Annotated in this window: 15 protein-coding genes; 8 read left to right on the top strand and 7 right to left on the bottom strand. The window is 58.5% G+C overall.

Features of this window, described 5'->3' with window-relative positions; translation table 11 throughout:
• Window positions 1-2: 2 nt before the first annotated feature.
• Genes ACSQ87_RS19025 through ACSQ87_RS19010 form a run of 4 tightly spaced genes read left to right on the top strand, consistent with a single transcriptional unit; the run spans window position 3 to window position 4,255 of the window.
• Window positions 3-1,331: a glycosyltransferase family 2 protein gene (locus ACSQ87_RS19025; protein WP_223433054.1), complete on the top strand. Its 1,329-nt coding sequence runs from the start codon at window positions 3-5 to the stop codon at window positions 1,329-1,331.
• A 2-nt stretch (window positions 1,332-1,333) separates the two neighbouring features.
• Complete coding sequence (locus ACSQ87_RS19020) at window positions 1,334-2,182, top strand: hypothetical protein (protein ID WP_436274092.1); 849 nt, start codon at window positions 1,334-1,336, stop codon at window positions 2,180-2,182.
• Between the two features lie 6 nt (window positions 2,183-2,188).
• Window positions 2,189-3,304, top strand: a complete 1,116-nt coding sequence (locus ACSQ87_RS19015; protein ID WP_223433052.1) for an HlyD family secretion protein — start codon at window positions 2,189-2,191, stop codon at window positions 3,302-3,304.
• 3 nt (window positions 3,305-3,307) lie between these two features.
• Window positions 3,308-4,255 (top strand): NAD-dependent epimerase/dehydratase family protein, encoded by a 948-nt coding sequence (locus tag ACSQ87_RS19010; RefSeq protein WP_223433051.1) that lies wholly within the window; start codon window positions 3,308-3,310, stop codon window positions 4,253-4,255.
• Here the strand turns inward: ACSQ87_RS19010 and ACSQ87_RS19005 are convergent.
• Window positions 4,227-4,487 carry a hypothetical protein gene (locus ACSQ87_RS19005; protein WP_436274091.1) on the bottom strand — a complete coding sequence of 87 codons (261 nt, stop codon included), beginning with the start codon at window positions 4,485-4,487 and terminating at the stop codon, window positions 4,227-4,229. The genes ACSQ87_RS19010 and ACSQ87_RS19005 overlap by 29 nt on opposite strands.
• Before the next feature lie 296 nt (window positions 4,488-4,783).
• On the opposite strand from ACSQ87_RS19005, the gene ACSQ87_RS19000 reads away from it, so the two are divergent.
• Window positions 4,784-5,851: a hypothetical protein gene (locus ACSQ87_RS19000; RefSeq protein WP_223433050.1), complete on the top strand. Its 1,068-nt coding sequence runs from the start codon at window positions 4,784-4,786 to the stop codon at window positions 5,849-5,851.
• Window positions 5,852-5,867: 16 nt separating this feature from the next.
• Window positions 5,868-6,221 carry a DUF1428 domain-containing protein gene (locus ACSQ87_RS18995; RefSeq protein ID WP_140681436.1) on the top strand — a complete coding sequence of 118 codons (354 nt, stop codon included), beginning with the start codon at window positions 5,868-5,870 and terminating at the stop codon, window positions 6,219-6,221.
• 16 nt (window positions 6,222-6,237) lie between these two features.
• On the opposite strand, the gene ACSQ87_RS18990 is transcribed toward ACSQ87_RS18995, so the two are convergent.
• Entirely contained in the window at window positions 6,238-6,432 is a 195-nt protein-coding gene (locus ACSQ87_RS18990) for a hypothetical protein (protein WP_033056474.1), read from the bottom strand.
• 60 nt (window positions 6,433-6,492) lie between these two features.
• Here ACSQ87_RS18990 and thpR point away from each other — a divergent pair, with 60 nt between their 5' ends.
• Window positions 6,493-7,032, top strand: a complete 540-nt coding sequence (gene thpR, locus ACSQ87_RS18985; RefSeq protein WP_223433047.1) for an RNA 2',3'-cyclic phosphodiesterase — start codon at window positions 6,493-6,495, stop codon at window positions 7,030-7,032.
• A gap of 141 nt (window positions 7,033-7,173) precedes the next feature.
• Here thpR and ACSQ87_RS18980 read toward each other — a convergent pair whose 3' ends face one another.
• From ACSQ87_RS18980 to ACSQ87_RS18960, 5 genes are all read right to left on the bottom strand, one after another.
• Window positions 7,174-8,271, bottom strand: a complete 1,098-nt coding sequence (locus ACSQ87_RS18980; protein WP_223433046.1) for a polyamine ABC transporter substrate-binding protein — start codon at window positions 8,269-8,271, stop codon at window positions 7,174-7,176.
• 250 nt (window positions 8,272-8,521) lie between these two features.
• Entirely contained in the window at window positions 8,522-9,406 is an 885-nt protein-coding gene (locus ACSQ87_RS18975; RefSeq protein ID WP_150657396.1) for an ABC transporter permease subunit, read from the bottom strand.
• Window positions 9,403-10,284, bottom strand: a complete 882-nt coding sequence (locus ACSQ87_RS18970) for an ABC transporter permease subunit (RefSeq protein WP_162247457.1) — start codon at window positions 10,282-10,284, stop codon at window positions 9,403-9,405. Before ACSQ87_RS18970 ends, ACSQ87_RS18975 begins: the two co-directional genes overlap by 4 nt.
• 29 nt (window positions 10,285-10,313) lie before the next feature.
• Window positions 10,314-11,456: an ABC transporter ATP-binding protein gene (locus ACSQ87_RS18965; protein WP_095132236.1), complete on the bottom strand. Its 1,143-nt coding sequence runs from the start codon at window positions 11,454-11,456 to the stop codon at window positions 10,314-10,316.
• 213 nt (window positions 11,457-11,669) lie between these two features.
• Window positions 11,670-12,431, bottom strand: a complete 762-nt coding sequence (locus ACSQ87_RS18960; RefSeq protein WP_436274090.1) for a gamma-glutamyl-gamma-aminobutyrate hydrolase family protein — start codon at window positions 12,429-12,431, stop codon at window positions 11,670-11,672.
• A gap of 280 nt (window positions 12,432-12,711) precedes the next feature.
• On the opposite strand from ACSQ87_RS18960, the gene ACSQ87_RS18955 reads away from it, so the two are divergent.
• The gene (locus ACSQ87_RS18955; protein ID WP_436274089.1) at window positions 12,712-14,088 is read left to right on the top strand and encodes a glutamine synthetase family protein; all 1,377 of its coding nucleotides are present in this window, start codon (window positions 12,712-12,714) and stop codon (window positions 14,086-14,088) included.
• The last annotated feature ends 235 nt before the right edge of the window (window positions 14,089-14,323 follow it).

The following is a 14,323-nucleotide window of genomic DNA, read 5'->3' as shown; positions in this document are numbered from 1 at the left end:
CCATGAGCCCTTTCCTGGAGCAACTCCTCAGCGCACTCAGCTCGCTGATGGGGCCGGATGGTTTGAGCCGGGTGTTTTTCATGCTTTTCCCTTTGTTTCTGATCTTTGAATTGCCCCTGATGATCATGGTGATGCTGGGTGTTTTGCGCTGGTTCGCACGTCGGCGCACCCGTATACCGAGGATCAGTCTCTATCGGCCCAAGGTCTCTTGCATCATTACCTGCTACAGCGAAGGGATGGACGTTCAGACCACGCTGTTAAGCCTGTGCGAGCAAACGTACCCCGGCCACATCGAGATGATTCCGGTGGTGGACGGGGCCACGGTGAACCAGCCGACGCTCAGCGCCGTTCGCAGTTTCAACGTGGATCCGCAGTTGTACCCCAGGCGTCATTTGCGCCCGATCGCCAAATGGCAGAGGGGCGGGCGGGTGTCGTCACTGAACGCCGGCCTGTCGCTTGCCAGCGGTGAAATCGTGATGGCGCTCGACGGTGATACGTCCTTCGACAACAACATGGTCAGCTCCATCGTGCGCCATTTCGAGGACCCGTCGGTGCCTGCGGTCGCCGGTAGCCTGCGAGTGCGCAATGTCTGGGCTTCCTGGGTGACCGCGATGCAGGCGCTCGAATACCTGTTGTCCATCCACATGTCGAAAATCGGTTTGGCCGAATGGAACCTGGTCAATAACGTCTCGGGGGCCTTCGGGGCATTCCGCCGCAGCTTTCTGGTGAAAATCGGTGGCTGGAACACGCACACTGCGGAGGATCTGGACCTGACGTTGCGCATCAAGAGTTACTTCAAGCGACACGACTTGAGGATTCCCTTCGAACCGGAAGCGATTGGACACACCGATGCACCGTCGACGCTCAGTCAGTTTCTGATGCAGCGCTTGCGCTGGGATGGCGACCTGTTTTTTCTGTACATCAGAAAGCACAACCAGAACATCAACCCCAACTTGTTGGGCTGGCCGACCTTTCTGATGATCCTGCTCAGCGGCTTCTTTTTTCAGCTGGTGCTGCCGTTCCTCATCTTCAGCTACACCTTGCTGGCGTTATTTGTTCTGCCGGGCAAGACGCTGTTGTTTCTGTTTGTACTGATTTATGCGCTGTACCTGACGATCACCGCCATGTTGTTCGGCGCCATGTTGTTGATGGTGTCCGACCGACCTGCAAAGGACGTGGTCCTGGGGTTGTTGGTGCCTTTCTTTCCGCTGTTCATGCTACTCCTGCGGTGCTGGAGCGCAGTGGCCATGCTCAACGAGATCTTTCGCCGGGGCCACGAAGAAAGCTCGATGGCGCCGTGGTGGGTGCTTAAACGAGCCACGAGGTTTTGATTATGCGATCGATACTTCTGCTGCTGACGCTGTCGTTGCCCCCCACGATACTGGCCGCACAACCACTGCCAGCTCCGGCGGCGGGGGCGCCGTCGAGCCAATGGTCCCAGGCCAGTTATGTCTGGGACAGCGAAGCGTTGCTCGATCCCGATCAACGTAAGGCGGAGCTCGAGCAACTGCGTAAAGCCGGGATGGACAAGATCTACCTTGGCCTCAAGTCCTCCCAGTTGAAAGACCTTGCAACGACACGCCAACGGCTGGAGCAATTGCTGCAGGACGCGGCCGGCAAGGGGGTGCAAGTCAGCCTGTTGCTCGGCGATCCGGCCTGGATCGAGCCGCAGGAACGCCATCAGCTCCCCGACTTGCTGGCGAAGCTCAAGGGGCTTTCATTCACCAGCCTGCACCTGGACCTGGAACTCGAACAACTGGGCGTACCGGTCCCGGATCAGCGTTTGAAGGACTTGCTCGACACCTTGCGCGCAGCCTCAGCCGCCAGCCCATGGCCGGTAGAAATCTCCAGCCATCATCGTTGGTTTGCTGAGGCAAAACCCGGGAAAACCTGTCTGCCGTGCGCGCTTCCCGAAGCGGGCGTGCGTCAGGTCAGCCTGATGATCTACACCCGTAACCCGAAAAACAGCGCACGAATGGCAGAGCAGATCGCCCAACGTTGGCCCGATCTGCAGTTCCGCCTGGCGCAAAGCACGGAGCCGCAACTGGATGCCACAGAATCCTGGGCCGGCGCGTCGACTGAGCAGTTGCAGCACCAGACCAGTGTCTGGCGCGAACAGCTGCAACCACGGGGAATTGCCGGCATTGACTGGCAAGCCTGGCGAGACTTTCCAAAACGGTGAGCCGTCATGAAGATTCGATTCGATAGTCGCAAAGAACTGAGCCCGACCCAGGAACAGGGTTTGAGTGTTCTCTATGCGCCGGGCAAACGCATGGCGTTTCGCATGCGTTGGTATTTGATCCTGTTCCTGGTCGCGAGTCCCTTGATCTGGCTGGGAGGGCGGCTGACTTACGGCATATTGATGATCGACGCACCGGCGCAATTGCGCCTGCCGATTCTTGAGGTGCGTGCACGGGATGCCGGTCGGGTCGATCAGCTGTTCGTCATGGCCGGGGAGCAGGTCCAGATCGATCAGCCATTGGTCAGTCTCGACAATCCCGAATGGCGTGCGCGGCTCTCGCAGCTCGCCGCGATGCCGAAGAAATCGGTGCCCGTCACCAACACCAAACTGGACACGAGGGAGCGTCAGTTGCTCAGGACCCGAGTGGGCAGAACGGAGGAGCGCGTGCAGGTGCTTGAAGACCTCGTTGAATCAGGCGCCGTGTCTCGTGGAGAAGTGCTGGCAGCCCAGTCCGAACTTGACGCTTTTAAAGCCGACCTGTTGGCGTTCGAGCGCCGCGAACAACTGGCTCGTCAGTCGCCGTTGAGCGTTGAACGCGAGATTATTCAACAGACCGCCGAGCAACAGTGGTTGAAAACGCGCCTCGCCGCGTTGTCGGTCAAGGCTACGCAGAGCGGTCGAGTGGCGGAGGTGTTGGTCACGCCCGGCGAAAACGTCGGTGCGGGTACGTTGTTGATGCGCCTTGAGCGGCTGGAAGAGCCTCTGCTGTGGATTTATCTGGAACCGCTGAACATCAGCTATGCCGCGATTGGCCAGCCGCTGCGCGTGCGCATGCCCGATGGCGAGTGGCTGGCGGCCCATGTCGTCCAGGCCGTCGACAGCGCCGGTCGCACGCCGACGGTGTTGCGTGGGCCATTCGCTGCCAGCGAAATGGGCTTGCAGGTCGCCGCCCGGTTTGATCGCCCCCTGTCGCCGCGCTGGAGAATCGATCAACTGCCGTTGAATGTGCGCTTTCCCACCGACTGGCAACAAATGCTCAGTAACAGCCGTGAATTCATCGAACAAATAAGCGACTTCATTGCAATGGATCGAACACCCACCACTGCACCGGGGAGTAAATAAATCATGACTGCTGATCGAATTCTTGTGACGGGCGGTGCCGGTTTCATCGGTTCGCACCTGGTCGAAGCACTGCTTGAAAGTGGTTATAGCGTTCGGGTTCTGGACGATCTTTCCAGTGGCAAATTGTCGAATTTGCCGATTGATCGCTGTCATTTGACCCTGGTGGTGGGGGATGTCGCCGACGCGCCGACGGTAGAGCGGGCGATGAAAGACTGCTGCGCGGTGGTGCATCTGGCGGCGGTGGCCTCGGTGCAGGCGTCGGTCGATGACCCGGTCGCGACTCACCAAAGCAATTTCGTCGGTACGCTGAATATCTGCGAAGCCATGCGCCAGGCAGGCGTAAGACGAGTGGTTTACGCGTCCAGTGCGGCGATCTATGGCAACAATGGCGAGGGCATGGCGATTACCGAGGACACGCCCAAGAATCCGCTGACGCCGTATGCCGCCGACAAACTGGCCAGCGAACACTTCCTCGATTTCTATCGCCGCCAGCATGGTCTTGAACCGGTCATTTTGCGGTTTTTCAATATTTACGGACCTCGTCAGGACCCTTCATCGCCTTACTCCGGAGTCATCAGCATTTTCAGCGAGAGGGCGCAAAAAAAACTCCCCATCACGGTTTACGGTGATGGGGAGCAAACAAGGGACTTTGTTTACGTCAATGACCTCGTAAAGGTCCTGGTACAGGCGGTCGGTGAGTCAGAGCCGATTATTGAACCGGTCAATGTCGGGTTTAACCGATCCACCAGCGTTAACGAACTCGTGGCGACATTAAGCGAACTCCTGGGACGGCCCGTGACGTTGAACCACGACGCACCGCGTTCCGGTGACATCAAACATTCGCGCGCCGACAACAGTCGCCTGCTTGAGCGTTTTTCCTTGAACTCACCGACGTGTTTTGCCGAGGGCCTGGGGCAGTTGCTCAGAAGTATTGATTCCGGCGGGCGGTAGCGGCGAGCTCAGTTGCCAGCAGGTGCTCCTCCAGCACATCGCTCAGGAACCGGAACTGATCATTGAGCCCGATTACTTCATTGTTGAAGTGATTGGCGGCGGACGGCATCAGCAACGCCTCGAAGTTTTTGTCGAACACCAGTTCGAGTGTTTTGCGCGAAACGAATGACTGGGAATAGTAGTTGTTGCCGAACACCGCAAAGCTTACGGCCAGGGTCACGGAGTGAATCATGACGTGTACTCCTCGGACAGGACGTACCAGGAAAAAACGCTCAGTGTGAGGGCCGTCAGGGCCAGGCAGGTGAGGAGATGGATAATCATGATTCGCCCCTCCGATGCGGGGTTTTGCGTTGGGTTAGGCTCGATCCTACGCTGACGGTTTTTGAGCGGAAGGCATTCGCGGCGATGGTGAATATCGACATAAGTGATGGTGGGATCATCGCTGACTGTTCCGGCCCCTGGGTGGGCAGCCACCTATACTCAGGCATATAGCCCTCGTTCTGATTTCAACCTGAGAGAACCGCGATCTTGAACGTGCGTTCGCTGATCATCGCCGTGTTGGTGGTACTGGCGGGATGCGTCACGACTGCGCCTGCGCCGGTGGAAGTGGTGCCGGTGATTATTTCCCAAAGTACCTGGCAGATGGTCGACCAGGAGATTGTCGCGGCGTCGCATTCGGCCACCGAGCAGACCAAAATCTACGCGCGCGGTGCCATGGATTACTGGCGAACGCGGGTCTATGAACTGACCGAAGAGAACTTCATTCCCTGGTTCAGCAGTTACTGGACCCAGGAATGGCTATCGATGAAGGTCAGCTGGTACACCATCAGCGCCAAAGGCGAGCAGGATGCCTCGGCCAAGCGCCTGGCGGCCTATCTGTTGGAGCAATACCAAGAGCGTGTGCTGGCGCCGGTCGCGGTGGAGATCGATCCCGACGCGATTCTTGGCCAGGCGACGGCGTTCTACGTGGACATTCTTCAGGAAGAACTGCAGAAAATCTCCCAGCGTCACGGCGTGCCGATGGCTCAGCTCAATGGCCGAATCCAGAAAATCCCCGCCATCGCCCTCGGGCCTCCACCAGCGCGGGACGCCTCGCTGTATCAAGTGGTGCATACGCAGCCGCTGAACACCTTGCCGGCCTACGCGGCCCTGATCGAGAAGATCCACAAGGCCGGCGGTGACAAGGGGGTGGGTTCGACAGACACCGCCATGGCACCGGTGGCCAAGCGCGCCAGCAAGCGGATGGAAGCCGAAATGGCCCCGCGAGGGGCGGCTAGTGCGGTGGCTGCGGCGGCAGGGAAACTGGCCGGAGGACTGATTACCGTGGGCGTGGCGGGGATTCGCGCGATTATCCAGGCCAATGACCGGCCTGACAGCGAGGCACTGATTCGCAGCAGTCTGGGCAACACGTTCGACAAGGCCTGGCTGAAGCTGGTGCAAAACCCGACCACCGGCGTGATGGCCGGTACGTTCTACATGGCGGCGCAGATCGAGGGCAATCTGGCGGGAAGCGCCGAAGTACCGTCGGTCAGTTCGGGCAGCGGATCTGTCGATTGGGGGCCGACGGATTCGACTAACCAGCAGATCACCCCATAACCCAAGGAGAACGACCATGTCCTACGTTGATGGCTTTATCGCTGCCGTACCCACTGCCAATCGCGAAAAATTCAAGAAGCACGCCGAAACCGCCGCTGTCATTTTCAAGGAAAGCGGCGCTCTCAGCGTCGCCGAATGTTGGGGCGACGATGTCCCTGACGGCAAAGTGACCTCGTTTCCAATGGCAGTAAAACTCAAGGAAGACGAAACCGTGGTGTTTTCCTGGATCATCTGGCCCGACAAGGCCACCCGCGATGCAGGCATGGAAAAACTCATGAACGATCCGCGCATGCAACCGGACGTCAACCCGATGCCATTCGATGGCCAGAGGCTGATCTTTGGCGGGTTCGAAATGATCGTAAAAGCCTGAAAAACCATCGGCAGGATCACTCCGGTGTCGGGGTGATCCTGCAACTCTTGCGATTACGGATTTCACTGTCCGTCGGCCGCTCTTTGATGAACTCGAAGCGCGGCTCACCTTCGTTGTAATGAACCAGCCAGCCCCATTCCAGCTCGGACTCATCCTGACCGGGTTTCGGTGGTACGGCCCACCATGGTTCCTTGCTGATGATCTCGCGCATGGCCCCCTCCAGTTGAATCGTTTGCATGAACTATAACTTGGATGTCAGGAGGTGCCAGATATGAGCGACGAATCCCATGAGCCGTTAAAACGACTGTTTTTTGCCCTGACCTGCGCACCCGAGCAACGTCGGGCCATTGCCCAATGGCGCAGCGCACTTGAGCTCAGGAGCGGACGCCCGGTGCCGGTGGAAAACTTTCATCTGACGTTGATGTTTTTGGGCGCTGTCGAGGTGGCAAAAATCGCCGATATCTGCACGGCCGCTGCCAATGTTCGAACCCCGGGTGTGCCTTTGAGGGTGGCGCTTGATCGGCTGGATGTCTGGCGCAGGGCAGGGGTGTTGGTGCTCGCTCCGGAGCAGGCATCACCGGAGTTGCTGCGGCTGGTGTATGCGCTTGAGCAGGCCATGCTGCCGTTCGGCTTTGAGGATTCGCCGAAGGAGTTTCGACCGCACCTGACGCTGATGCGCGATTACCGAGTGCCGGTGCCCGAGTCCGCGACGCCGCCCGAGTTCTATCTGCGGGCCGATCACTTCACCCTGTTCGAATCCCATAAGGGCCGCTACCGAGCGCTGGCCGAGTGGCCTCTCCTTCCATCATAAAAAAAGCGCCCGAGGAGGGCGCCAAAATTCACCTTAACCGAGGAAGCCAGGTGAGGCCGTTCTACAGATAGGAGTGCAGCGGTGGTAAGGCGCTGCGTGAACGGAAATCAGAATTCAGGGTGTCCACGCGGATTTTCGTGGTTACTTGCCCAGCTTCACCCGCGTCCACCCGCGAGTCATCACCCGCTGAACGCCAATCGGCATATCTGGAATCGCATACAACGTCGCCATCACAGCCTGCGACGGATACGACCCCGGATCATCCCGAATCGCTTCATCCACCAAAGGCGTGGCCGCCGCGTTGGCGTTGCTGTAGCCGATGTTGTTGGTGATCTCGGCGATGATGTCCGGGCGCATCAGGAAGTTCATGAACAGGTAGGCGTTCTCCACGTTCGCCGCATCCCGAGGGATCGCGACCATGTCGTAGAAGCTGCCGGCGCCTTCCTTGGGAATGCTGTAATCGACCTTCACCTTATCGCCCGCTTCCTGGGCGCGCGCCTTGGCTTGCAGCACGTCGCCGGAGTAACCGACCGCCACGCAGATGTTGCCGTTGGCCAGGTCAGAGATGTATTTCGACGAATGGAAGTACGCCACCGAAGGACGAATCTTCATGAACAGCGCTTCAGCCTCAGCGATCTGACCCTTGTCCTGGGAGTTCACCGGGTAACCCAGATAGTGCAGGGCGGCCGGGAGCATCTCGGTCGGTGAATCAAGGAAACTGATGCCGCAGGCTTTCAGCTTGGCGGCGTTTTCCGGTTTGAACAGCAGGTCCCAGGAGTTGGTCGGCGCATTGCTGCCGAGCACTTCCTTGACCTTCTCCGGGTTGAAGCCGATGCCGATGGAGCCCCACATGTACGGGAAGGCGTGACCGTTATCGGGGTCGCTGGCGGCAGCATTTTTCAGCAGGACCGGGTTGAGGTTTTTCCAGTTCGGCAGCTTCGACTTGTCCAGTTCCTGATAGACGCCAGCCTTGATTTGCTTGGCCAGAAAACTGTTGGACGGCACGACGATGTCGTAGCCGGATTTGCCGGCAAGCAGCCGGGCCTCAAGGGTTTCGTTGCTGTCGAACACATCGTAGGTCACGCGAATGCCGGTCTCGTCTTCGAACTTTTTGACGGTGTCCGGGGCGATGTAATCCGACCAGTTGTAGACGCGCAGTACCTTGTCATTGGCCTGGGCGCCGGTGGCCATCGCGCCCAATAAGGACAGTGTCAGCAGAGTCCTGCCAAACATTTTCATCGGTACAACTCCATTTCTCTTTTTATTCAAAATCACACAGCAAAAATGCAGTGAACACAAAACCTGTGCAGCGAACACAAAACCACTGCAGTGAACCCAAACCCTGTGGCGAGGGAGCTTGCTCCCGCTTGAGTGCGCAGCACTCACAAAATTGGCAGGGTTACCAGAATTCTTGGGGTCGCTTCGCAACCCAGCGCGAGCAAGCTCGCTCGCCACAGGATGAAGTTCACTTACTTCATCGGCGACGGCACTAGGCCGTCGCTTCTACCATTTGCTTTTTAGGTTGCTGCCAGGATTCGCTGGCGGTCTGGTCCATGGCTTCCTGGATCGCGCGTTTACGGGTCGCTTCGGCGCGACGGCTGAAGAACCAGACCATGAAGGTCACGATCGATACGGCGAGCAGAATCAGGCTGGCCACGGCGTTGATCTCAGGCTTCACACCCAGGCGCACCGCCGAGAACACTTCCATCGGCAGGGTCGTCGAACCCGGGCCGGACACGAAACTCGCCAGCACCAGGTCATCCAGCGACAGGGCAAACGACATCATGCCGCCGGCCGCCAGTGACGGCGCGATCATCGGAATGGTGATCAGGAAAAACACCTTGAACGGCTTCGCCCCGAGGTCCATGGCCGCTTCTTCGATGGACAGGTCCAGCTCACGCAAACGCGCCGAAACCACCACCGCCACATACGCCGCACAGAACGTGGTGTGGGCGATCCAGATGGTGATGATGCCGCGTTCCTGCGGCCAGCCAATCAACTGCGCCATGGCCACGAACAGCAGCAACAGCGACAGACCGGTGATCACTTCCGGCATCACCAACGGCGCCGTCACCAAGCCACCGAACAGCGTGCGGCCCTTGAAGCGCGTGACGCGAGTCAGCACAAACGCCGCCAACGTCCCCAGCGCCACCGCGGCAATCGCGGTGTAGCAGGCGATTTCCAGCGAGCGCACCACCGAACCCATCAGTTGCGAGTTATCGAGCAGGCCGGCGTACCACTTGAACGACCAGCCACCCCACACCGTCACCAGTTTCGAGGCGTTGAACGAGTAGATCACCAGAATCAACATCGGCAGGTAGATAAACGACAGGCCGAAAATCAGCATGAACTTTGAAAATCCGAAGCGTTTCATCCCCGTGCCTCCATCTCTTTGGCCTGACTGCGGTTGAACAGCAGAATCGGCACAATCAGGATCAACAGCATCACCACCGCCAAGGCAGACGCCACCGGCCAGTCGCGGTTATTGAAGAACTCTTGCCACAGCACGCGACCGATCATCAGGGTCTCCGGACCGCCCAGCAGTTCCGGGATCACGAACTCACCGACCACCGGAATGAACACCAGCATGCAGCCGGCGATAATTCCGTTCTTGGCCAGCGGCACGGTGATTTTCCAGAAGTTGTTGAAGTTGCTCGAACCCAGGTCCGAAGCGGCTTCCAGCAGGCTTTGATCGTGCTTGACCAGGTTGGCGTACAGCGGCAACACCATGAATGGCAGATACGCATACACCACGCCGATATAGACGGCGGTGTTGGTGTTGAGGATCTCGATCGGGTGATCGGTCAGCCCGGTCCACATCAGGAACGCATTGAGCAAGCCGTTGTTGCTGAGGATGCCCATCCACGCGTAAACGCGGATCAGGATCGCGGTCCAGGTCGGCATCATGATCAGCAACAGCAGAACGTTCTGCGTTTCCTTGCTCGCCTTGGTGATCGCGTAGGCCATCGGGAAACCGATCACCAGGCACATCAGCGTGCTTAAAAACGCGACCTTCAACGAGCCGAAGTAGGCCGAGATGTACAACTCATCCTGAGTCAGCAGCGAGTAGTTGCCGAGGTTCAGCAGCAGCTGAAATTTCTGCTCGGCGAAGGTGTAGATCTCTGAGTAAGGAGGAATGGCCAGGGCCGCTTCCGAGAAGCTGATCTTCATCACCAGGAAGAACGGCAGCATGAAGAACAGGAACAGCCACAGGAAAGGAATCCCGATGACGAGCTTTCGACCACTCGGCATCAGCCGCGTAAACCGCTGATTGAGTGTTTTCATGAGCGCAGTACCACGCCGCTGTCGTCTTCCCACCACACGTAGACCTTGTCGTCCCAGGTCGGACGCGCGCCACGGCGTTCGGCGTTGGCCATGAACGACTGCACAACCTTGCCGCCAGGCAGTTCCACGTAAAACACCGAGTGACCGCCGAGGTAGGCGATGTCATGCACCTTGCCGCTGGACCAGTTGTAACGGGTATCCGGTTGGGTGGTGCTGACCAGCAGTTTTTCCGGGCGGATGGCGTAGGTGATCGACTTGTCCTGCACCGAGGTGCTGACGCCGTGACCGACGTAAATCTTCTGCTCCAGGTCCGGGCTGTGAATGATCGCGTGACCTTCAAGGTCCTCGACCACGGTGCCGTCGAAGGCGTTCACGTTGCCGATGAATTCGCAGACCATGCGGCTGACCGGCGCTTCATAAATGTCCACCGGGCTGCCGATCTGCGCGATCCAGCCGAGGTGCATGATCGCGATGCGCTGGGCCATGGTCATGGCCTCTTCCTGATCGTGGGTCACCATCACACAGGTCACGCCGACCCGCTCGATGATCTCCACCAACTCCAGTTGCATCTGCGAACGCAGCTTCTTATCCAGTGCGCCCATTGGTTCGTCGAGCAGCAACAGCTTCGGACGTTTGGCCAGGGAGCGAGCCAGGGCCACACGCTGACGCTGACCGCCGGACAACTGATGGGGTTTGCGCTTGGCGTACTGGGTCATGTGCACCAGCCGCAGCATCTCTTCAACGCGGGCGTCGATTTCGCTGGCGGACAGACGATCCTGCTTCAGGCCGAAGGCGATGTTCTGCGCCACGGTCATGTGCGGGAACAGCGCGTAGGACTGGAACATCATGTTGATCGGCCGTTCGTACGGCGGCATGTCGGTGATGTCGACACCGTCGAGCAGAATCCGCCCTTCGGTCGGGCGCTCGAAACCTGCGAGCATGCGCAGCAGGGTCGATTTACCGGAACCGGAACCGCCGAGCAGGGCGAAGATTTCCCCTTGATGAATCTCAAGCGAGACATCGTCCACCGCGGTGGTTTCGTCGAATTTCTTGGTGACGCGGTCGACTTTCACCAGCACCTTTTTCGGTGACTGGTGACCTTCAAGAGCCTTCCTGTAGATGCTGGAGGCGTTTGCCATGTGAAACTCCCAACAGGTTTCAGTCGTCGGGCCAACGCGGCCTGACTTAATAGTTGATTGCAAGCCAGCACTGGGCGGGCTTATTCGGCGCCGCCGTCCTGGCTGCCTGGTGGTACTTGTTGTTATCGCGTTTGTTGTTGTCGTGAGGGACCGGCGCGCAAAGGCACGCCCGCCTGACTCACGGGGCAGTAAATTGATTAATCAAGTGTTAAGTCAGCGCTTGTTACGTAGCGCGGCCCGTCGCCGGCATGCATCGCCAAACGCCTGGAAAATATTCAAGTAGGGCTGATTCGAAAGCACCTGCCATTCCGGGTGCCACTGCACGCCAACGGCGAAGGTCGGGCTGTGTTCCACCGAGATCGCCTCGATCAAACCATCCGGCGCAATCGCTTCGGCACGCAGGCCGGGCGCCAGTCGGTCGATGCCCTGGCTGTGAATCGAATTGACCTGGAACACCTGCGGCAAATCCAGCGCCTCGAACACGCCGCCCGGTTGCACGTTCACCGCATGCGCCGGTGCGTATTGCACCGCCAAATCCGGATGATTCGCTTCCCGGTGATCAAGCATGCCCGGGAGTTCGTGGACCTTCTGATGCAGGCTGCCCCCGAACGCCACGTTCATTTCCTGAAAGCCCCGGCAGATGCCAAGCACCGGAACGCCCGCCGCAATGGCCGCACGCAATAAGGGAAGGGTCGTGGCGTCCCGTTGCGGATCGTGATCCGTGCCGGGAGCGCTGTCGGGGCCTTGATAGTGGAAGGGTTCCACATTCGAGGGCGAGCCGGTCAGCAGCAGACCGTCGAGCTGCGCGAGCAGGTCATCGATTTCGGTCAGATCGCCTAAAGAAGGAATGACGACCGGCAGCCCCAAAGCCGCGACGCTGACAGCACGCAAGTACTTGTCGCCGCTGACATGGTAGGGGTGCAGGCCAATCTGTTTGACGCACGCTGTAACGCCGATCAATGGCTTGAATGCCATTTTTATCACCTCGAAGTTTCACACTTGAACGAGCTTTTCCGGAGCTTAGCCTTGTTGATTTTAATTAACAACTCTCATGTAAAAAATTCTAAACGCCGTACGTCAGATCTTCAGGGTTTACACGGCGCGCAAGACCTATTTGGCACTCTCGTGCCCAAGAAAGGCCCGAAAATAAAGGTTGAGAGGCCAAGTGTTCGCTATTGACTTCACTTTGCCGTTCGGGTTGACTGGGCTCGCAACAAGGTAGTGAACATAATAATTAACAGCTAATAGGTGCATCATGTCGGTCCCTCTGCGTACCGTTCAACTCAACGAAGCAAACGCATTCCTTAAGAAATATCCTGAGGTTTTGTACGTCGACCTTCTGATTGCTGATATGAACGGTGTGGTGCGCGGCAAGCGCATCGAGCGCACCAGTCTTCATAAGGTTTACGAAAAAGGCATTAACCTCCCGGCGTCGCTGTTTGCTCTGGACATCAATGGTTCTACGGTGGAAAGCACCGGCCTGGGTCTGGACATCGGTGACTCAGACCGAATCTGCTTCCCCATCCCTGATACGCTCAGCATCGAGCCCTGGCAGAAGCGCCCGACCGCGCAACTGTTAATGACCATGCACGAACTCGAAGGCCAGCCGTTCTTCGCTGACCCTCGCGAAGTGCTGCGTCAGGTCGTGAGCAAGTTCGATGACATGGGCCTGACCATCTGCGCCGCGTTCGAACTCGAGTTCTATCTGATCGACCAGGACAACGTGAACGGTCGTCCGCAATCGCCACGTTCGCCGGTGTCGGGCAAACGTCCGATGTCGACCCAGGTGTATTTGATCGACGACCTGGACGAATACGTCGATTGCCTGCAAGACATCCTCGAAGGCGCGAAAGAGCAGGGCATCCCTGCCGACGCCATCGTCAAGGAAAGCGCCCCGGCGCAGTTCGAAGTGAACCTGCATCACGTCAATGACCCGATCAAGGCCTGCGACTACGCGGTGTTGCTCAAGCGTCTGGTGAAGAACATCGCCTACGACCACGAGATGGACACCACCTTCATGGCCAAGCCGTATCCGGGCCAGGCGGGCAATGGTTTGCACGTGCACATTTCGATTCTCGACAAAGAAGGCAACAACATCTTTGCCAGCGAGGATCCCGAGCAGAACGCCGCACTGCGTCACGCGATCGGCGGTGTGCTCGAGACCCTGCCGGCGCAGATGGCTTTCCTGTGCCCGAACGTCAACTCGTACCGTCGCTTCGGCGCGCAGTTCTATGTGCCGAACTCGCCGAGCTGGGGCATCGACAACCGTACCGTTGCGGTACGTGTGCCGACCGGTTCGCCGGACTCCGTGCGCATCGAACACCGCGTTGCGGGCGCAGATGCCAACCCGTACTTGTTGATGGCGTCGGTCCTGGCCGGTATTCACCACGGCCTGACCAACGAAATAGAGCCGGGCGCACCGGTTGAAGGCAACAGCTACGAGCAGAACGAGCAGAGCCTGCCGAACAACCTGCGTGATGCACTGCGCGAGCTGGACGACAGCGAAGTCATGTCGCGCTACATCGACCCGATGTACATCGACGTGTTCGTGGCGTGCAAGGAAAGCGAGCTGGCCGAGTTCGAGAACTCTATTTCGGACCTTGAGTACAACTGGTATCTGCATACGGTTTGAGTCTGCGAAGGCCCTCACCCTAACCCTCTCCCAAAGGGAGAGGGGACTGACCGAGTTGTTCCAAGGTATTCAGCGACCTGACCGATCCAGTCGATTATGGATTCGATACAAAAGTTTCAGGTCGCAGGAGTTCCCGGGCATCCCCCGATCAGTCCCCTCTCCCCCCGGGAGAGGGCTAGGGTGAGGGCTGGATCCCAAGGCGAACACATCAGCCAGACAACCACCCAATTTCCCC

The organism is Pseudomonas sp. LjRoot277 (assembly GCF_964253845.1).
Classification (GTDB): Bacteria; Pseudomonadota; Gammaproteobacteria; order Pseudomonadales; family Pseudomonadaceae; genus Aquipseudomonas.
This window is presented reverse-complemented; position numbering and strand designations above follow the sequence as displayed.